This is a genomic window from Haliea alexandrii, assembly GCF_003719295.1.
Classification (GTDB): Bacteria; Pseudomonadota; Gammaproteobacteria; order Pseudomonadales; family Halieaceae; genus Haliea; species Haliea alexandrii.
In genome coordinates this window covers 149,119-168,598 of record NZ_RFLW01000005.1, presented here as the reverse complement: position 1 = coordinate 168,598, position 19,480 = coordinate 149,119, and the positions used below count along the sequence as shown (strand labels likewise).

17 protein-coding genes are annotated in these 19,480 nt (G+C 64.0%); 12 read left to right on the top strand and 5 right to left on the bottom strand.

The genetic code is table 11. From position 1 onward, the window contains the following. Positions 1 to 3: 3 nt before the first annotated feature. The gene (locus EGJ68_RS17000; protein ID WP_123035736.1) at positions 4 to 1,131 is read right to left on the bottom strand and encodes a nitronate monooxygenase; all 1,128 of its coding nucleotides are present in this window, start codon (positions 1,129 to 1,131) and stop codon (positions 4 to 6) included. A gap of 201 nt (positions 1,132 to 1,332) precedes the next feature. Between EGJ68_RS17000 and EGJ68_RS16995 the strand changes: the two genes are divergently transcribed. After that, positions 1,333 to 1,953, top strand: a complete 621-nt coding sequence (locus tag EGJ68_RS16995) for a phosphoadenosine phosphosulfate reductase domain-containing protein (RefSeq protein ID WP_123035735.1) — start codon at positions 1,333 to 1,335, stop codon at positions 1,951 to 1,953. Positions 1,954 to 2,068: 115 nt separating this feature from the next. After that, positions 2,069 to 3,277 carry a transglutaminase-like domain-containing protein gene (locus EGJ68_RS16990; protein ID WP_123035734.1) on the top strand — a complete coding sequence of 403 codons (1,209 nt, stop codon included), beginning with the start codon at positions 2,069 to 2,071 and terminating at the stop codon, positions 3,275 to 3,277. Here EGJ68_RS16990 and EGJ68_RS16985 read toward each other — a convergent pair. Beyond that, positions 3,241 to 3,639 carry a PPOX class F420-dependent oxidoreductase gene (locus tag EGJ68_RS16985; protein ID WP_123035733.1) on the bottom strand — a complete coding sequence of 133 codons (399 nt, stop codon included), beginning with the start codon at positions 3,637 to 3,639 and terminating at the stop codon, positions 3,241 to 3,243. The two genes, EGJ68_RS16990 and EGJ68_RS16985, sit on opposite strands and share 37 nt — an antisense overlap. Before the next feature lie 98 nt (positions 3,640 to 3,737). Between EGJ68_RS16985 and EGJ68_RS16980 the strand changes: the two genes are divergently transcribed. The 3 genes from EGJ68_RS16980 (at position 3,738) to asnS (ending at position 6,718) form a co-directional block, all read left to right on the top strand. Continuing rightward, entirely contained in the window at positions 3,738 to 4,694 is a 957-nt protein-coding gene (locus EGJ68_RS16980; RefSeq protein ID WP_123035732.1) for an SDR family NAD(P)-dependent oxidoreductase, read from the top strand. Further along, positions 4,691 to 5,239 (top strand): lipid-binding SYLF domain-containing protein, encoded by a 549-nt coding sequence (locus EGJ68_RS16975; protein WP_123035731.1) that lies wholly within the window; start codon positions 4,691 to 4,693, stop codon positions 5,237 to 5,239. Before EGJ68_RS16980 ends, EGJ68_RS16975 begins: the two co-directional genes overlap by 4 nt. An 81-nt stretch (positions 5,240 to 5,320) precedes the next feature. Continuing rightward, a complete protein-coding gene (gene asnS, locus EGJ68_RS16970) occupies positions 5,321 to 6,718 on the top strand; it encodes an asparagine--tRNA ligase (protein WP_123035730.1) in 1,398 nt (465 codons plus the stop codon). Positions 6,719 to 6,752: 34 nt separating this feature from the next. Here the strand turns inward: asnS and EGJ68_RS16965 are convergent, their stop codons facing one another. Then, entirely contained in the window at positions 6,753 to 8,744 is a 1,992-nt protein-coding gene (locus EGJ68_RS16965; protein WP_123035729.1) for a VacB/RNase II family 3'-5' exoribonuclease, read from the bottom strand. Positions 8,745 to 9,010: 266 nt separating this feature from the next. Between EGJ68_RS16965 and EGJ68_RS16960 the strand changes: the two genes are divergently transcribed. Together EGJ68_RS16960 and asd are read left to right on the top strand one after the other, a co-directional pair. After that, a complete protein-coding gene (locus EGJ68_RS16960) occupies positions 9,011 to 10,447 on the top strand; it encodes a PhoH family protein (RefSeq protein ID WP_123035728.1) in 1,437 nt (478 codons plus the stop codon). An 85-nt stretch (positions 10,448 to 10,532) separates the two neighbouring features. Further along, positions 10,533 to 11,405: an archaetidylserine decarboxylase gene (asd, locus tag EGJ68_RS16955; RefSeq protein ID WP_123035727.1), complete on the top strand. Its 873-nt coding sequence runs from the start codon at positions 10,533 to 10,535 to the stop codon at positions 11,403 to 11,405. Here asd and rsgA read toward each other — a convergent pair. After that, positions 11,393 to 12,409, bottom strand: a complete 1,017-nt coding sequence (gene rsgA / locus EGJ68_RS16950; protein WP_123035726.1) for a small ribosomal subunit biogenesis GTPase RsgA — start codon at positions 12,407 to 12,409, stop codon at positions 11,393 to 11,395. The genes asd and rsgA overlap by 13 nt on opposite strands. Positions 12,410 to 12,494: 85 nt before the next feature. On the opposite strand from rsgA, the gene orn reads away from it, so the two are divergent. Continuing rightward, positions 12,495 to 13,037 carry an oligoribonuclease gene (gene orn / locus EGJ68_RS16945; protein WP_123035725.1) on the top strand — a complete coding sequence of 181 codons (543 nt, stop codon included), beginning with the start codon at positions 12,495 to 12,497 and terminating at the stop codon, positions 13,035 to 13,037. On the opposite strand, the gene queG is transcribed toward orn, so the two are convergent. Further along, positions 12,946 to 14,094, bottom strand: coding sequence for a tRNA epoxyqueuosine(34) reductase QueG (gene queG, locus EGJ68_RS16940; protein WP_123035724.1), 1,149 nt, complete (start codon positions 14,092 to 14,094; stop codon positions 12,946 to 12,948). The genes orn and queG overlap by 92 nt on opposite strands. 106 nt (positions 14,095 to 14,200) lie before the next feature. On the opposite strand from queG, the gene EGJ68_RS16935 reads away from it, so the two are divergent. Genes EGJ68_RS16935 through mutL form a run of 4 tightly spaced genes read left to right on the top strand, consistent with a single transcriptional unit; the run spans position 14,201 to position 19,439 of the window. Next, positions 14,201 to 15,712 (top strand): NAD(P)H-hydrate dehydratase, encoded by a 1,512-nt coding sequence (locus EGJ68_RS16935; RefSeq protein ID WP_233248871.1) that lies wholly within the window; start codon positions 14,201 to 14,203, stop codon positions 15,710 to 15,712. Next, positions 15,709 to 16,185, top strand: coding sequence for a tRNA (adenosine(37)-N6)-threonylcarbamoyltransferase complex ATPase subunit type 1 TsaE (tsaE, locus tag EGJ68_RS16930; RefSeq protein ID WP_269845677.1), 477 nt, complete (start codon positions 15,709 to 15,711; stop codon positions 16,183 to 16,185). Before EGJ68_RS16935 ends, tsaE begins: the two co-directional genes overlap by 4 nt. Positions 16,186 to 16,209: 24 nt before the next feature. Next, positions 16,210 to 17,541, top strand: a complete 1,332-nt coding sequence (locus EGJ68_RS16925) for an N-acetylmuramoyl-L-alanine amidase (protein WP_123035723.1) — start codon at positions 16,210 to 16,212, stop codon at positions 17,539 to 17,541. 20 nt (positions 17,542 to 17,561) lie between these two features. Further along, on the top strand, positions 17,562 to 19,439 hold the full coding sequence (gene mutL / locus EGJ68_RS16920; protein WP_123035722.1) for a DNA mismatch repair endonuclease MutL: 1,878 nt from the start codon (positions 17,562 to 17,564) through the stop codon (positions 19,437 to 19,439). Positions 19,440 to 19,480 lie beyond the last annotated feature (41 nt).

Below are 19,480 nucleotides of genomic sequence, written 5' to 3'. Positions count from 1 at the left end.
ACGCTAGACTTTCGGCAGCAGGCCGCCGGCTTTGTCGACGGCATCCACGTATTCGTCCAGCAGCCGGTAGATCACCTGGCGGCATGACTCGACGGTGTTCAGTTGCCCGATCACCTGTCCGCAAGGGTTGAAAGCGATTTTCTGGCAATCGCCGGCATCGGCGTAGACCGCGGTGCGGCGAATACCGTCCGAGGTCACCAGCCCCTGCAGCGGCATGCCCAGCGGGTCGGGCGTGTCCGCGCGCTCCCAGGCTGCTGTCCACTCGTTTTTCAGCATGCGGCAGGGTTTGCCGGTCCAGGAGCGGGAGCGCACCGTGTCCTCGCTGCTGGCATCAAGCAGCGATTGTTTCTGCGCCGGCTGGGTGTGGGCCTCTTCCACGGTTAGCCAGAGGGAACCGGTCCAGACGCCCGCGGCACCCATTGCCATGGCGGCGGCAATCTGCCTGCCGTTGCCGATTCCGCCCGCTGCCAGCATGGGCAAGTCGCCAATGGCGTCGACGATTTGTGGCCAGAGTACGATGGAACCCACCTCCCCGGTGTGTCCGCCGCCTTCGCCGCCCTGCGCCACAACGAAATCGAGGCCGGCCTCCTTGTGCTGCACCGCCTGTTTCACCTTGCCACAGAGGGCGCCAATCAGCCGCCCCGAGTCTTTCACCTGTTTGATTTTTTCCGCCGGTGGCGTGCCCAGTGCGTTGGCGATGAGGCGGCATTTCGGGCGTGTCAGTGCCTCGTCCAGAAGCGGTGTGGCGGTGGCGTCGGTCCAGCCCATCAGGCCCATGGTCTTGCTGCCGTCCGGCCACTCCGGCACACCCGCATTGGCCAGCAGCTGTTCGGCGAACTCAATGTGCTCTTTGGGCACCATGGCCCACAGCTGCTTCTCCATCTCTTCCGCCGACAGGGCGTCCATGCCCTCGTATTTCTGCGGGATGACAATGTCGACACCGTAGGGACGATCGCCGATGTGGGCGTCAATCCAATCCAGTTCTTCCTTCATCTGCTCGGGGGTAAAGCCCACCACACCGAGCACACCAATGCCGCCGGCCTTGCTGACGGCAACAACAACGTCGCGACAATGGGTGAAGGCGAAAATGGGGTACTCGATACCCAGGCGCTCGCACAGTGAGTTGGTCATGGGGTGTTCTCCTCCAATCGGCTGAGCGCAGAGTATTGTCCCGCCGGCGGGCAGAGGCAATGGTGCCTGAAGGCCAGCGAAAGTGGCGCATCTGCTCAGGCTCGCATATAACCTTATAAAATCTAGTTATTTGTCAGCCCAATTTTGATTCTTTAGAGTTCGCGTTCTTTAGTACTCCTGTTACGCAAGGTTGTTGTAAACATGGATTTGAAAAGCGTCAATGACATGCTGCGAGGCGCCAGCGCGCCCGCGGTAGTGGAGTGGGCGCTGGCGCAGGGACGCCCGACCATTGCGACCACCAGCATGGGGCGCAACGCGGCGCTTATGCTGCATCTGGTGAGCCAGGTGGACCGCGCGGTGCCCACCGTCTGGATCGACACGGGCTACAACCTGCGCGACACCTACGTGGTGGCGGAGCGCCTGATTCGCGATCTCGCGCTGGATATTCGCGTTTACAGCCCGTTGATGACATCGGAGCGGCGCAACGCCATCATGGGTGGCATTCCCACCGTGGATGAAGAGGATCGACATCGCGAGTTCACGCGTCAGGTCAAGCTGGAGCCCTTTGCACGAGCGCTGGAGGACCTGCAGCCGGAGATCTGGCTCACCGGTATTCGACGCGAGGAAACCGAGCATCGCAAGACGCTGGATATCGTCTCCCTCGATGATCGTGGCATTCTCAAGGTGGCTCCCATTTTCTACTGGTCCGAGGCGGAGGTTGAGGAGTACATGCAGCGCCACCAGTTGCCCACCTGCCGCCACTATTTCGACCCCACCAAGGTGCACGATGGTCGCGAATGCGGCCTGCATACTGCCGCTTAATCCCAAGGTCTTGCCGGCGATTGCGGCAATCGGCGCCGCGCTCTCGGGGTGCGGGTCGCCGGTCCGCTATACTTGAGGCAGGACATACCGTCTGTTGTAAGCAACGGAGTAGCCTATGCAAGCAAGCCGTTTGCTGCGGGCGGCTGTGTGGGCGGTGCTCGCGGTATTTCAGAGTGCCTGCGGCTCACTCGTCGCCCCGTCGCTTGACCTCGATAGCCTGCCAGCCCTGGTACTGGACAGTGGCAAGCTGCTGCCGGCAGCCGATGTGGCCACAGCGCCCGGCACTGATTCACTGCTGCTGGTCACCCCGCAGATGCACGACTTCGTGGCCCGTTTTTCACCACGCGAGATGAATCCGCGCGCGCGCCTTCTTGGCCTGCACGAAGCAGTGCGTGGCGCTGGCGCATTGGGTGTCGGCTACAACCCTGCAGCAGACGGTGACGCGGCGCGGGTATTTGCCAGCGGGGATGCCAATTGCCTCTCCTTTGCCCATTTGTTTGTCGCACTGGCCCGGGAGGCGGGGCTGGACGCGCGTTATCAGTGGCTGGACGTGCGTCCCCAGTGGACCCGCATCGGCGAGCGGCTGACCATGCGCGTGCATGTCAATGTGATGGTCCGCATGCCGCATGGCGAGCAATTCATGGTGGACATCGATCCCTTGCAAGCGCGTGATATTGCCGCATCGCGCCTGCTGGCTGACCGGGAGGCCGCGGCGCTGCACGACAACAACCTCGCCATGGCAGCACTGGCGCAAGGGGATCTCCCCCGTGCGTGGATGCGTGCGGTCAACGCCTTGCGTCAGAGCCCCGATCTACCGCTGCTCTGGGTCAATCTGGGGGCAATCTACCGGCAATCGGGACAATTGGAAGCCGTTGAGTGGGCATTACTGCAAGCCCTGCAGCGCGACAGTGGCGAGCGTTCGGCGATGAACAACCTGGCGCTGTTGTATGACCAGACTGGACGCAGCCGCGAGCGCGATGTCTGGTTGGCGCGTATTCAACACTACCGAGAGCGCAACCCCTATTACCTGGCCTGGCGCGGTGACATGGCCGGCGAGAGCGGCGACTGGGGCCAGGCTCTGCTGCAGTACCGTAAGGCCCTGGATCTACAGCCGGGCGACAGTGCGCTGCTCGCGGCGACCGGCATCATTCACTTCAAGCTGCAACAGTACGCTGCCGCCGAGCGGCTCTTGCAGCAGGCGATTGAGGGGGCCAGCCTGTCCAGTGAGCGGCGCGAGTACGCGGCGCAGCTGGAGCGGGTCCGGCGGGGCCGCCGGGCAGGCGGTGTTCAGGCGGCTGGCGAGGCGGGCTCAACCCGGATATAGGCGCGCTTGTGCAGCTTGCCGCCGAGTCGCGATAACGCATCCAGCCCGCGCATCTGCCAGCCGTACTTGCGGCGCAGGGCGGCGAGGGCTTGCGCGATTTCCGACGGTGAGTCTACCAGGTAGGCGTTTGCCTCGTACCAGTCACCCGTCAGCCGGCCGCTGACCGTGCAGGGCGCGATGCGCGCGCTACTGAAATTGCGCAGGCGCTTGACCTTCCCCGCATCGCCTGCGGAAAACAGGTAGTACACTCCGTTATCCGGTGCAAACCACACCGGCGTGGGTACGAAATCGCCGTTGCGCTTGCGCGTGGCGAAGCTCAGATAAGCGCAGCGCTCGAAGGGTGCGGCAGGACGACTTTTCATGGCGTTTTCCGTGCGAATATTGACGGCCCGGGCTTACACGGCGCAGCATAGCCCGGCACAATGGCTTACGATAACAGAACAGCAGAGGAAAGCAGTAGATGCGTACATTCGGATTCGAGTCCACTACAAGTGATGTGATTGCAGGGCAGGATTTAACCGGGCGGGTGGCCCTGGTAACCGGGGCCTCCGCTGGCCTGGGCGTGGAGACGGCGCGAGCGCTTGCCGGCGCCGGTGCCACGGTGTACCTGCTGGGTCGTGACCGGAGCAAGCTGGATGCGGCGCTGGACACCCTGCGCGCGGAAAACCTGCCGGGAAGGCTGGATTCTGCACTGCTCGACCTGGCGGACCTGGATCAGGTGCGCGAGGCCGCCGCGGGGCTGCTGCAAACCTGCCCGAAAATCGATCTGCTGATCAACAATGCCGGTGTTATGGCCTGCCCCCTCGGGCGCACAGCCCAGGGTTTTGAGATGCAGCTGGGCACCAATCACGTGGGCCATTTCCTGCTGACCTGCCTGCTGTTGCCCGCCCTGAAAGCCGCAGGTTCATCGCAGCGTGCGGCGCGAGTGGTCAACCTGAGTTCTGCGGGCCACAGCTTTGCGGCGATGGACTTCGAGGACCCGAATTACCGGCAGCGTCCTTACGACAAATGGCAGTCCTATGGGCAGTCGAAAACCGCCAATGTGTTGTTTTCCCTTGCGCTGGATACGCGCGTTGCGGCCAGCCATGTACGCGCTTTTGCGGTACACCCCGGCGCAATCAGCACGGAGCTGGGGCGCCACTTGGACCGGGAGGACATGGAGCGGATTGCCGCCTCGTTTCCGGGCGGTAAAATGGCCTTCAAATCCGTGCCGCAGGGCGCCGCAACCTCAGTCTGGGCGGCGACCGCGCCTGAACTGGAGGGCCAGGGTGGCCTCTATCTCGAGGATTGCCAGGTCGCAGAGCCGGCTGACGGCAAGAGCCTGGGCGGCGTGCACCCGTGGGCGGTAGACGCGGAAGCCGCCGAGCGTTTGTGGCAGTTGTCGCAGGAGTGGGTGGGGCAGGAGTGCACTGGATGACCACACTGATGCAGCGCAGCGCAGTGGCAGTCATGGCGCTGTTGCTGGGCCTGGCGACGGTGCCGGCGGGCGCCGATACCCGCGAATCCATCGAAGTGAAATCCGATGCGGCGCTGGATGATCTGCGGCGTTACTCGCCGGGGGTCAACGCCCTGCTGACCAAGGCGCGTGGTGTGCTGGTATTCCCGGATATCGTCAATATGGGTTTCGGTGTTGGGGGGCAATACGGTGAGGGCACGCTGCTGGTTGACGGCGAGCCGGTCGCCTACTACGCCTCCTCGGCCGGGCCCGCGGAGCTGCCGCCGGGTGCCACCCGCGCCGCCAAGGTTATCCTGTTCATGACCACGGACGCATTGGTATCGTTCCGCAATACCGTGGGCTGGGAGGTGGGGCTGCACGGTGAGGTTGACCTGGTGCAAACGGCCGGTGGCAATGTCCGCCTGGCGCGGGCCAAGCACCCGGTGCTGGCCCTGAGCTTCTCGGACAAGGGTATTATTGAGGGCGCGGACCTCAACGGCAGTACCATCAACCGCATTGCGCGCTGAGCGCCCTGGCTGTGGCGGCCGCGCCGGGCTTTGGGTATGCTGCGCGGCTTTCTTTCTATGCTCACGCGGGAGAGCCACCCCATGCCTGACCACAGCCCGGTTGTTGCCGTCCTCAAAGGTGAGCTGCCTGTTGGCAGCGAGGTTACCGTAAAGGGCTGGCTGCGCAGCAAGCGCGACTCCAAGGCCGGTATTTCGTTTCTGTCGATTCATGACGGTACCAGTTTTCATCCTGTTCAGGCGGTGGTGCCCGCGAGCCTTGACAACTACGAGAGCGAGATCATCAAACTCTCCACCGGGTGCGCGGTTGCCGTATGCGGCGAGCTGGTGGCCTCCCAGGGCCAGGGGCAGGCCGTGGAGATTCAGGCCAGCCGCGTGGAAGTGCTGGGCTGGGTGGACGATGCCGAGACCTACCCGATCGCCAAGAAGCGGCACACGTTTGAGTACCTGCGTACCCAGGCGCATCTGCGCCCCCGCACCAACACCTTTGGTGCCATTACGCGGGTGCGCCACACCCTGGCGAACGCGATCCACAGTTATTTCCACCGGGAGGGTTTTTATTGGGTCAATACGCCCATCATCACAGGCAGCGACTGTGAAGGTGCCGGCGAATTGTTCCGGGTCAGCACGCTGGATTTCGCCAACCTGCCGCGTCATCCCGACGGGTCGGTAGACCATCGCGCCGACTTCTTTGCCGGGGATGCCTTTCTCACCGTGTCCGGGCAACTCGAAGTGGAGTCCTACTGCCTTGCCATGAGCAAGGTGTACACCTTCGGCCCGACCTTCCGCGCGGAGAACTCCAACACCAGTCGCCACCTCGCGGAGTTCTGGATGGTGGAGCCCGAAGTGGCGTTTGCCGACCTGCAGGCCAATGCGAACCTGGCGGAGTCGCTGCTCAAGCATGTCTTTGCCCGGGTGCTTGAAGAGTGCGAAGACGACATGGCATTTTTCCAGCAGCGCATAGATAACACCGTCATGGAGCGGCTGCGCACGGTGGTGGATAGCCCGTTCGAGCGCATGGATTACACCGAGGCGGTGAATATCCTGCAGAACTGTGGCAAATCCTTTGAGTTTCCGGTGACCTGGGGCGTGGACCTCGCCTCGGAGCACGAGCGCTACCTGGCGGAGACCCATGTGGGGCGCCCGGTGGTGGTCATGAACTACCCGAAAGAGATCAAGGCGTTTTACATGCGCCTGAATGACGATGGCAAGACGGTGGCGGCGATGGACGTGCTGGCTCCCGGCATCGGTGAAATCATCGGTGGCAGCCAGCGCGAGGAGCGTCTGGACGTGTTGGATGCCCGCATGGATCCCCAGGTACGCGAAGAGTTGTGGTGGTATCGCGACCTGCGCCGCTACGGCAGTGTGCCGCACGCCGGTTTTGGCCTGGGCTTTGAGCGTTTGCTCAATTATGTCACTGGCATGGAGAATGTGCGCGATGCCATTCCCTTTCCACGTACACCCGGCAACGCCAGTTTTTGAGCAGCGCCCCGCTGGCGGGGCGCGCCGGGTGATCTCAGTTTGACGCCTGGCCTGTGCCGGCGTCTTTCGGTGGTTTCAGGCCACTGCCGGGGCGCACGGCGAACTGCGTCTGGTAGTTGTTTTCCGTGTCGCAACCCAGATAGTCCAGCTCCACGGTTTGTTCAAGGTGGAAGCGCCGTGTGGTGCTGGTGAGGCTGGCGGTCCATTTGTCGTAGCTGAACTTCTCCGGGTCCTTGCGCAGGTCGACAAAGCCCTCCAGCCCACAATCCAGCAGGCGCACGCTCATGCCGGAGCTGTTGATGTGCACGATGCGGCCGCTGAAGCCTTCGCTTCTATCGGCGGCGACACGCGCCAGGTACTTGCTCGCCAGCCAGCGCTCTGCTTCCTGCGTGGCAGCACGGACGTTGCCCAGGCGCTCCTTCAGTGCGCTGAGCTCGGCGCCGCTGACCAGCTGCGCGGGTTCTCCTCGCAGCAGGGACTTGATCTGCAGATGCACCAGGAAGTCGACGTATTTGCGCAGGGGTGAGGTGCAGTTGGTATAGCACTCCAGGGCCATTCCCATGTGCAGCCCGGCCCGTGTGGACAGCTCCGCCCGGGTGAGCAGGCGGTTGATCATGGCGCGCAGTGGCAGCTGGTTCTCGCTGGCGGCCAAACGGCGCATGATGTCCCGGTATCCCTCCCGCGTGGTCGGATCCAGCTCCGCAACCTCCGGGGCGTGCAGGGCGAGAAATTTCCGGCACTCCTCGAGGCGGTCGGTGCGAAAACCGGGGTGGGTGACAAACGGCCCACTGCCCTCGCGCTCGGCGAGGAAGCGGGCCGCGCACCGGTTGGCGGCGATCATGCATTCCTCGACCAGTTTCTGCGACAGCAGCTTCTCATGCGGTTCAATGGTTTCGATCTGTTTCTGGTCATTGAGAATCCAGCGATATTCGCGCCGGTCTTCCATCACCAGTTCACTGGCCTCGCGTTGCGCACGCAGCGCACGGTAGACCTGATAGAGCGCTTCCAGCGGTGTGGCATGGCTCATCAGGTCGTCGCCATGGCCGTTGAGGTAGCGGTCCACGGCAAAATAGGAGAGCTTGGCGCGCGAGCGCACAGTGGCTTCCACGAACTCGAAGGCGCCCACCTGGCCGCTGTCACTCACGGAAATCTTGCACACCAGGGCCGCCCTGTCATTGCCTTCGGACAGGGCGCAGGTGTCCTGGGCCATTTGTTCGGGCAGCATGGGCAGAACGTCACCGTGAAAGTAGACGGTGGTGCCACGTGCGGCGATGTCCTGCCGCAGGCTGGAGTCGGCGGGCACCCAGGCACTGGGGTCTGCGATGGCGACATAGAGGGTCCAGCCATCGCTGCTGATGTCCGCGTACAGTGCGTCGTCGATATCCTGGGTTTTGGCCGCGTCGATGGAGACGAACTCAAGGTCGGTAAGGTCCTGGCGCCCCTCACTCGCGAGCGGGCGCGCGTCCGCGAGTTGCTTCTCCAGGTCGCGCAGCGCCGGTGAACTCCAGGTGGGCGCCAGCCGGTATTTGGCGATGCTGTAGAGATTTTCGATACCCGGTGTCTGGTCGTTGCCAAGCACCTGCAGCACTTTGGCTTGGGGCTTGCCGTCCCGAATCGGGTGGCGCAGTATCGCGCAGCGCAGGTAGTCGCCCTCGCGCACGCCGTTGCGGGCGTGCGGCGGTATGAACAGCCACCGCTTCAGCTGCGGCAGGTCGGGTTGCACAAACAGCGCTTTGCCCTTGCGCACGCAGCGACCACTGAAGTCGCCGAGGGGGCTGTCGAGCAATTTCTCGATATCGGCGACAAGCTTGTTGTCGCCCGAGGGGCGGATGCAGACGCGAACCCGGTCATCCGGGAATGCCTTGAGCATTTCGTCTGGCGGCACGAAAATTTCCCGCCCATCAGCGAGTACGGCGAAGCCGTAGCGGGACTGAGTGCCCTTGATCACCGCGTCGGCGCGCTCTTTCTCGGCCTCCATCTGGGATTTGAGGCCCTTGAGCTGGGCGAGAGAGTCCGAGTTGAGCATCGCGGCAATCGAGTCTTTGGCTGGTGGCTAAACAAGCACGCTATCCTAGCCGAAAACCGCGGGGCTGTCAGGGATTCATCGGTCGTTGACATTGTATGGCTCAGGGTTTGTAATCAGGGAACGCTTTGGTTTCGCCTTTACCAGGAAGCGCTTTTGAAACAACGCTGTTCGTTTCGCTCACCCCCACCCCGGCCCGCAACGCCGGCAACACGTTCCACACGCCCCTTACTCTCCTGCTCTGAACGCCCACCCATGAGGACTTTACTATGGACTCAGGTTCACCCCTGCGCGTAGAAAAAACCACACTGAAGGCCGTCATCAAGAAGACGTATGTTCTGGATACCAATGTGCTGTTGCACGACCCCACCGCAGTGACCGCCTTCAACGAGCACCACGTTGTTATCCCCATGACCGTTCTGGAGGAGCTGGACCACATCAAGGATCGGCATGAAAAGACGGTGAGTCGCGAGGCGCGTATCGCTATCCAGATGATCGACAAGGTGGTCGACACGGCGTCGCCGCAGGACATCCAGTCGGGGGTGCCCATTCCGGGTAGCAACCGGGAAGGGGTGCCGGGAACACTGGCCATCTACCCTGACCAGCTGCTTAGCGATGACAGCGATGTACCCTACCTGGACGTGACCCAGGACCAGGCCAACGACAACCGTATCATCAACGTGGCTCTGCGCTTGCAGGCAGAAAACCCCGCGGCGTTTGTCTGCCTGGTCACCAAGGACATCAACATGCGCATCAAGGCCAAGGGATCCGGCCTGATGCACGTGGAGGACTATCGTCGCGACCGGGTACTGGACGATATCGACCTGCTGGCTCGGGGCTACGAGCACATTGAAGGGGATTTCTGGTCCGATATATCCGAGGTGGATACGCTGCGAGAAGGGGATTGCACGCTGCACCGGATTCCCCGCCGGTGCCTGCCCAACGTGTACCCGAACATGTTCCTGTATGACGACCAGGCCTTCATGGCGTTCGTGAAGCGGATAGACAGCGACTATGTGTATTTACACTGCGACAGCCGCGACAAGCTGATGCACCGCCGTTTCTGGGGGCTGGCGCCGCGCAACCTGGAGCAGGCCATGGCGATGTCGCTGCTCGAGAACGACAACGTCGACATGACGGTGATGACCGGCCCGGCAGGCTCCGGCAAGACCCTGCTGGCGCTGGCTTACGGGCTGCACGCGATCCTTGAGCAGAAGCGTTTCAGCAAGCTCATTGTCGCGCGCTCGACGCCACCGATTGCCGAGGATATCGGCTTTCTGCCGGGCACCGAGGAGGAGAAAATGGCGCCCTGGCTCGCCGCTTTCGACGACAACCTGGAGATCCTGCACGGCACGGACGAGTCCTGTCATGGCAGCATTGCCTACGTGAAGGAGCGCGCCAACATCCAGTTCAAGTCGCTCAATTTCATGCGCGGCCGCTCCTTCAACAACGCTTATATCATCATTGATGAAGCCCAGGGCCTGAGCCAGTTCCAGTTGAAGTCGGTGATCAGCCGGGTGGGCGCCGACTCCAAGATCGTCGTCCTGGGTAATCTGGCACAGATCGACAACAAGTATATCTCGCCGCTCACCTCGGGGCTTACCTACTTGGTGGAGAAAACCAAAACCTACCCCCATGCGGGCATCATGCACGTCAACGGCATTGTCCGTTCGCGCCTCGCGGCGTTCGCGGAAGAGCAGCTCTAGCGCTGCTCCCCCGGCGCTTTTCTGCTAAGGTACGGGGCGCGGCCTGAGTGCTGCGCCCCGTACCCATGCCCGGAATTCCGATACCATGAAAGCCCTGTTCGTTTTGCTGCAGTACCTGGTTCCACAGCATGCGCTGTCCCGTGTGGTCGGCTGGTTTGCGGAGTTGCGCAACCCCCGGTGGCTGAAAAACGGGCTGATTGCCGCGTTCATTCGAGCGTTTGGGGTGAACATGAGTGAAGCCGAGGAGCGCTACCCGGAGGCCTACGCGAACTTCAATGCCTTCTTCACCCGCCGTCTGCGGTCCGGCGCGCGGCCATTGGCCGAGGCTGGGCTGGTGTGCCCGGCAGATGGCACGGTGAGCCAGCTCGGGCGTATCGAAGAGCACAGCCTGCTGCAGGCCAAGGGCCGTCATTTTTCCACCTGGGCGTTACTGGGGGGTGACGACGAGCGCGCCGCGCAGTTTCGCAATGGTCACTTCGCTACCATTTACCTTTCGCCCAGGGACTACCACCGCGTGCACATGCCGATTGATGGTGAGTTGGTGGCCACGCGCTACGTGCCGGGCAAGCTCTTCTCAGTCAACAGTACTACCGCAGCGGGCGTGGATCGCCTCTTTGCGCGCAACGAGCGGCTGGTCTGCTATTTCGATACCCCGGCCGGGCCGATGGCCATGGTGCTGGTGGGTGCGATGATTGTTGCCGGCATCGATACGGTGTGGGAAGGGCAGGTGGCGCCGCCCCCGCGCAGTCTGCGCGAGCGGGACTACCGCACCTTGCCCGCTCCCGTGCGGCTCGCCCGCGGGGAAGAGATGGGCCGGTTCAAACTGGGCTCCACTGTGATCCTGTTGTTCCCGGAAGGCGCGGTCAGCTGGGATGAATCACTGGCCGCGGGCAGTGCCACCCGTCTCGGGCAGGTCCTGGGCAGCCTCGCGCAGGCAGCGCCTGTTCAGCCGGGTTGATCCAGGCTCTCCACGATGTGGCGGTAACTGTCCAGGCGGGCAGCGCTGATTGCACCTTGGGCGGCTGCGTCCAGGATGGCGCAGCCGGGCTCATGCTTGTGGCTGCAGTCGCGAAAGCGGCAGTGGCCCAGGCGTGTGCGAAACTCCCTGAAACCCTGCTCCACCTGCTCGCGCTGCATGTGCCACAGGCCGAATTCGCGTATCCCGGGTGAGTCGATAAGGCTGCCGCCGCCCGGCAGGTGGAACAGCTGCGCGGTGGTGGTGGTGTGCGTGCCCTTCTGGCGCAGTGCGGAAAGCTCGCCCACCCGTAGCTCCGCCTCGGGTAACAGAGTGTTCACCAAAGACGACTTGCCGACACCCGATTGCCCGACAAATACGCTGATGCGGCCCTGCAGTGCCTGCTGCAGCGCCTCCAGGCTGCCGCTCTGGCTGCTCACTTCGAGCACGCGGTAGCCCAGGGTCGGGTAGATCGCCAGCATCGCGTGCACGCGTGCGTGCAGCGCGGCGTCAGCGGCCAGCAGGTCGCATTTGTTGAGCACCAGTACGGGTTCTATCCCCACGACTTCGGCTGCCACCAGATAGCGGTCGATGAGGTTGGCGTGCGGTTCCGGAAAGGGCGCGATAACCACCAGTATCTGGTCGATGTTGGCGGCGATGGTTTTCATTTTGCCGTAGGGGTCTGGCCGGCGCAGTTCGCTGTGCCGCGGTTCGCGCGCGACCACGACGCCGGTGCTCTCGCCCGGGCACCAGGTCACCCGGTCACCGGTGACCAGGCCCTCGAGGTTGGCGCGCAGGTGGCAGCGCTGGGTGTGCCTGTCGCCATCCTCTATGTCGACCTGGGTGCCGTAGTGTGCGATCACCAGCCCGGTCTGCTCTGCTCCGAGTTCACCCGCGCCCAGTGCCTCGTCGGCCCGGGCGTCGCGGCGCTGCGCGCGGGCGCTGCGCTCCTCCTGGATCCTGCGGATGCGGAAGCTCTGCTGCCGGCTCAGTTTGCGTTTGCTCATCGTTGCATTATTGGGGGCCGACGTGGCGCTGTACAGGCAATTTGTTACACTGCTTCGCGCGAAAATGACAACAGGGTGTGATGGTATGCAGCAAGATAACCTGATCTGGGTGGATCTGGAAATGACCGGCCTCGACCCGGAGCGGGATGTTGTGATCGAGATGGCGACGATCGTTACCGACAGTCAGCTGCGTACCCTCGCCGAAGGGCCGGTGATCGCCATCCATCAGCCCGAGTCGGTGCTGGCGGGCATGGACGAATGGAACACCACCCACCATACCCGCTCCGGGCTGGTCGAGCGCGTGCGCAAGAGCCGCATCGACAGCGCCGAGGCCGAGGCGATGACGCTCGCCTTTCTGGCTGACTGGGTTCTGCCAGGCAGCTCGCCCATGTGTGGCAACACCATCTGCCAGGATCGCCGCTTTCTGGCGCGCTACATGCCGCAGCTGGAGGCTTTTTTCCACTACCGCAACCTGGACGTGAGCACACTGAAGATCCTGATGCGACTGTGGCGCCCGGAACTCGAGAGTGGTGTGGTCAAGGCCGGGAGCCACCAGGCGCTGGATGATATTCGTGAATCGGTTGCCGAGCTGCGCTACTACCGGGAGCATTTTCTGCGCGCGCCCTGAGCACCTCCAGCGCCCAGCCGACGTGCTCGCGCACCAGCGCGGAGGGGTGTGTCAGGCGGGTTTCCAGTGCCGCGATGGCGCCCGCTGTGGCGGGACCATTCCCCAGGCCCACAGCCAGGTTGCGTAGCCAGCGTTCGTGGCCGATGCGCCGGATGGCCGAGCCTTCGGTGCGTTGCAAAAACGTGTCCTCGTCCCACAAAAACAGGGTTACCAGCTCGCTGTCGTGCAGCTTGTGGCGCGGCTGGAAATCGGTCTCGTCGCTGTGGCGCGCGAACTTGTTCCAGGGGCAGACCAGCTGGCAGTCATCGCAGCCAAATACCCGGTTGCCCAGCAGGGGACGTAAGCTCGGGTCAATACTGCCGCGGTGCTCGATGGTCAGGTAGGAGATGCAGCGACGCGCGTCCAGCTCAAAGGGGCCGGCGAAGGCGTCGGTGGGGCACACGCTCAGGCAGGCACTGCAGCTGCCGCAGTGCTTGCTGGCCTGTGGCGGGTCAGCGTCCAGTGGCAGGTCGGTGTAGATTTCGCCGAGGAAAAACCAGGAGCCCGCGCGCTCGTTGATCAGCATGGTGTTCTTGGCCAGCCAGCCCATGCCGGCGCGCTCTGCCAGTGCGCGTTCCAGTACCGGCGCGCTGTCGACGAACGCGCGGTACTGGCCGCCCGCGACGGATGCCTGAATCAGCTCGGCTAGCCGGGCGAGGCGTTTGCGCATGAGCTTGTGGTAGTCGCGGCCGAGCGCATAGCGGGAGATGTAGGCTTTGTCCGCCGCGGCGAGCACCCGTAGCGGTTGTGTGTCGGCGGCCAGGTAATCCAGCCGCACGGTAATGACCCGGCAGGTCTCGGGCACCAACTCGGCGGGCCGCGCCCGGCGCAGACCGTGGCGCGCCATGTAGTCCATATCCCCATGATAACCCGCATCCAGCCACTTCTGCAGGTAGGGCTCATGCGCCTCGAGGTGAATGTCGCTGACCGCACACTGGCTGAACCCCAGCTCCGCCACCCAGCCATCGATTTGTTGGCGCAGGGCAATCTGGCGCTCTGGTGTCAGTGCTGGTGCCATCGGTGTTTGCGTCGCATGGGGCTGGGCCGGGCAAAGAAAGCTGCCTATAATCCGCGGGTTTGCGGGCGTATCCTGAGCCCGTGAGTTTAGCAGCGCGAGGTGGGTTTTGGCGACGTCAGTCAAGCTGGATTGCAGCGAGTGGGAGCACGAGGGGCTGTACAGTGCCAGTGAGAGCCGTGCGCTGGACCGGTGGGCCATTGACCAGGCGGGCATTGACGGTGCGCTGCTCATGTCCCGTGCCGCGTCTGCCGCCCTGCGCCAGTTGTTGCTGCGCTGGCCGCAACCTGAGCTGCTGCAGGTGCTCTGCGGCACCGGGAATAATGGCGGCGACGGTTATCTGCTCGCCGATCAGGCGCAGCGCCGCAATATCCCGGTGCGCGTGTTGCAAGTGGGAGACTCGGCCAGAATAGGCGGTGATGCACTGAGAGCCCGCGAGCAGGCGTTGGCCAGTGGCGTACCTGTGGTACCGTTTGCGCCGGACGAACTCCAGGCACGGGGCGTGCTGGTGGATGCTCTGTTGGGCACCGGGCTTGGCGGTGACGTCCGCGCGCCGTTTATCGCCGCCATCGAGGGGCTGAACGCTGCGGACCTGCCGGTGGTGGCGCTGGATATCCCCTCCGGGCTGTGTGCGGATACCGGACGCGTGCTCGGCACGGCGGTGCGCGCCGACCTCACCGTGACCTTTATTGCCTGCAAGCGCGGGCTGTTTACCCTGCATGGGCCGGATTGTGTTGGTGAGCTGGAGTTTGCCGATCTTGCCGTACCCATGGCGGCCTTTCAGGCTGTGTTGCCCGCCTGGCGTCGTCTCGATCTGCAGCGTTTGCTGGCCGCATGGCCCGAGCGCCCTGCTGCCAGCCACAAGGGCGATTACGGCACGGTGCTGGTGGTTGGCGGCGATCACGGGTTTTCCGGTGCAGTGGCGCTGGCGGCCGAAGCCGCCCTGCGCAGCGGAGCCGGGCTGGTGCGCGTGGCCACGCGGCCCGAGCACCTGCCGGCGATTGTGGCGCGTACCCCCGAGGCGATGGTCAGCGGGGTGCGCTCTGGCCAGGAGCTGCAGCCACTGCTCAACAGCGCCGACGTGCTGGTGCTGGGGCCTGGCCTCGGCCGCAGCAGCTGGTCCGGCCAGCTTTTGCAGGTGGCGTTGGCGTCGTCCCTGCCGATGGTGCTGGACGCCGACGCCCTCAACCTGTTGGCGGCCGCCCCGGAGGGAACCGTAGCGAGGCGGGAAAACCGCGTGTATACGCCGCACCCCGGTGAAGCGGGGCGTTTGCTGGGCAGTTCCAGTGGCGCGGTGCAAAACGACCGCTTTGCCGCTGCGCTTGCCTTGCAGGGGCGGCTTGGAGGCACCGTGTTGCTGAAGGGTAACGGCAGTCTGATTGTCAGCGGCGAACAGCGCCTGCTGTCGGATTATGGCAACGCCGGAATGGCGTCCGGCGGTATGGGTGACGTCCTCAGCGGCATCATTGGGGCGCTGCTTGCGCAGGGCTTGAGCCCGCGAGCGGCGGCCGCCCTGGGCGCCTGTGTGCACGGCGCGGCTGCGGATGAGGCGGCCCGCGACGGACAGCGAGGCCTGCTTGCCAGTGACCTCATGGCGCCCCTGCGGAAGCTGCTCGGGTGAGCGTAGACGCAGTGCTTTCCGCGGTTGATGAGGCCGCCATGGTGGCGTTGGGCGCCACTTTGGCTGAGGCCTGCGAGCCCGGTGCCGTGGTGTATCTGTGCGGCGGCCTGGGCATGGGCAAGACCACCTTGAGCCGCGGCGTTGTGCACGGTCTGGGCCATCGCGGTGCAGTGAAAAGCCCCACCTACACGCTGGTAGAACCTTACGAGTTTGGTGAGCTGGAGGTGTTTCATTTCGACCTCTACCGCCTGGGGGATCCGACGGAGCTCGAGTTCATGGGCATTCGTGATTACTTCGGGCCACACAGCCTCTGCCTGGTCGAGTGGCCCGAGCGCGGTCACGGAGTTTTGCCCCCGGCAGATTTAGCGATTACCATAGCGTCAGCGGGCAGTGGGCGCAGCCTGCAGGTGCAGGCCAGGAGTGATGTGGGTGAGCGTATCCTGTCTCGCTGGCAATCCGCGGCCCGAGCGTAGCGACGGATACACGTCTGGAGTGAGATGAACAGGGGTTTCTGGGCGAGTGTGGTGTTGTCGTGCCTGTGCGCATCAACGGCGCTGGCGGTAGAGGTGCACGACGTCCGTCTTTGGCGCGCACCGGACCACACGCGGATCGTTTTTGACCTGACCGGCCCGGCGGAGCATCGTCTGCTGACCCTCAGTAACCCCGACCGCATCGTGCTTGATGTCAGCGAAGCTTCCCTGAAAACGAGCCTGAGCGGGCTGGCGCTGGAAAACACGCCAATTTCTTTGGTGCGCTCGGGGGTCCGTGAGGGCCGCGACCTGCGCGTAGTCTTCGACGTGCGCGCTGCGGTGGAGCCGCGCAGCTTCGCGCTGAAAGCCAATGCGCAGGCACAAACCGGCGACCGCCTGGTGCTGGACCTCTACGACCGCAAACCCGCCAGCAGCCCTGCCGCGGCGCCAGAGCCGGTTAAGACCGCCGCCGCCACCGATCGCGGCAATCGCGACATCATCATCGCCATTGATGCCGGCCACGGCGGCGAGGATCCAGGTGCCATCGGCCCCAACCGTCAGCGCGAGAAAGATATCGTGCTGGCCATCTCCCGGGAGCTCGAGTCGCTGCTCAAGCGGGATCAGGGCTTCCGTCCGACCATGATTCGCACGGGTGATTACTACATCAGCCTCAAGGGGCGCCGCGACCTCGCACGCCAGCGCCATGCGGACCTGTTTGTCTCCATCCACGCCGATGCATTTACCCGCCGCGAAGCCAACGGTGCGTCGGTGTACGCGCTGTCTACCCGCGGCGCCACCAGCACGGCCGCCAGTTACCTCGCCCAGCGTGAAAACGAGGCCGACCTGATTGGCGGGGTGCGCCTGGGTGACAAGGATGATGTGCTGGCGAGTGTGCTCACGGATCTCTCCATGACCAACACCCTGGACCACAGCCTCAAGGTGGGTGGCAAGGTGTTGTCGCGCATGGACACGGTGGCCAGACTGCACAAGCGCAACGTGGAGCAGGCCGGTTTTGCGGTGCTGAAGTCGCCGGATATTCCGTCGATCCTGGTGGAGACGGGTTTTATTTCCAATCCTGGCGAGGCGCAAAAGCTGAGTACGCGCGCCTACCAGCAGAAGGTGGCGCAGGCCATTCACGCCGGTATTCGCGACTGGTTCCTGGCCCAGCCGCCCCCCGGTACCCTCATTGCTCAGCGCAAACAGCAGGGTGATCAGGAGTACACCATTGCCCGGGGTGATACACTCTCCGGCATCGCCCAGCGTTTCAACGTGCCGGTTCGGCGCCTGCGAGAACATAACGGCCTGCGTGATTCCTCGCATATCATGGTGGGTCAAACGCTGAAAATACCCGCGACCTGAGCCAGACTGCAGCCCTGTCCATGTCAAGAATCCAGCTCCTCAGCCCGAGGCTAGCCAACCAGATCGCCGCCGGTGAGGTGGTCGAGCGGCCCGCTTCCGTGGTCAAGGAAGTGCTTGAGAACAGCCTCGACGCCGGTGCGACCCGTGTGGACATCGATATCGAATCCGCGGGCTGCAAACTCATTCGTATTCGCGATAACGGTGCGGGGATCGATGCGGACGACCTGCCCCTGGCGCTGTCGCGTCACGCCACCAGCAAAATTTCCTCGCTGGACGACCTGGAGCGGGTGGGTAGCCTGGGATTTCGCGGCGAGGCGCTGGCGTCGATTGGCTCGGTGTCGCGCCTGACGCTCACCAGCAATCACCGCGACGATACCAGCGAGGGTTGCAGCGCCCTCTGTGAAGGGCGCGACATGGATGTGCAGCTGCGCCCCGCGCCGCACCCGCGCGGCACCACGGTAGAGGTGCGCGACCTGTTCTTCAACACACCGGCACGGCGCAAGTTTCTGCGTACGGAAAAAACGGAATTCAATCACCTGGAGGAAGTGGTCAAGCGCCTGGCCCTGTCCCGCTTCGACGTCGGCTTCACGCTGCGCCACAACGGCAAGGTGATTCACAGCCTGGCGGGCGCTCATGCCGATGCTGAGCGACAGCGTCGGGTGGCGGCGGTGTGCGGGCCCGCTTTTATGGAGCAGGCCCTGTTCATTGAGGTCGACCGCGGCGATATGCGTCTGTGGGGTTGGCTGGGCCTGCCCACGTTCTCCCGCAGTCAGGCCGACCTGCAGTATTTCTTCGTCAACGGCCGGGTGATTCGCGACAAACTGGTGGCGCACGCGGTCAAGCAGGCCTACCGCGATGTGCTCTACCACGGGCGCCATCCCGCCTTTGTCCTCTATCTCGAACTGGACCCGGCGCAGGTGGATGTGAACGTGCACCCAGGCAAGCACGAGGTGCGTTTCCGCGACAGCCGAGCAGTGCACCAGTGCATTTTCAGTGGCCTGCATCGCGCCCTTGCCGACGTCAGGCCTACTGCCGGGGCGCCCCCGGTGGCGACTGCGGAAGGTCTTGCTGTCGATACGGCAACGGGCGAAATCGCCACCCAGCCCGGTCTGGGCTGGGGTGCCCCCGGGGCTGACTCGGCTGGGGCATACCCGCCTGGGGCATACCCGCCTGGGGCATACCCGCCTGGGGCATACCCGCCTGGGGCATACCGCCCTGCGGCCACGCTGACGGCGGGCCAGGCGGGAGAGCAGGTGCGTAGCTACGCCGGCCTGCACCCTGCTTCGTTGCCCGTGGCCGAAGCCCCCGAGGCGGTGCCACCGCTGGGCTACGCTCTGGCCCAGCTCAAGGGTATCTATATTCTGGCGGAAAACGCCGAGGGCCTGGTGCTGGTTGACATGCACGCCGCGCACGAGCGGATTACCTATGAGCGCCTGAAAGCGGCAAGAGCCCTCGACGCCATACCCGGGCAGCCCTTGCTGGTGCCGGAGGCGATCGCCGTCAGTGAGCGGGAAGTGGGTCTGGTGCAGGAGCACGCCGCGGTGTTTACACGGCTGGGCCTGTTGGTGGACGTCGCCGGTGAAGAGTCCCTGCTGGTGCGGCAGATTCCGGTGACCCTGCGTGGCTCTGACGTTGCGGCGCTGGTACGCGATGTGCTTTCCGACCTGGCCGAATACGGCAGCTCCGACCGCATCGAAGCCCATATGGACGAGATTCTCTCGACCATGGCCTGCCACGGCGCGGTGCGCGCGAACCGGCGCCTGACAGTGCCGGAAATGAATGCTCTGCTGCGCGACATGGAGGAAACGGAGCGCTCTGGCCAGTGCAACCACGGACGCCCCACATGGACACGGATGTCCCTCGATGAGCTCGATAAACTGTTCCTGCGGGGCCGCTAGGTCACTGTGGCCCAGCGCGAGGCGGCAAAACCCCTGTTGCT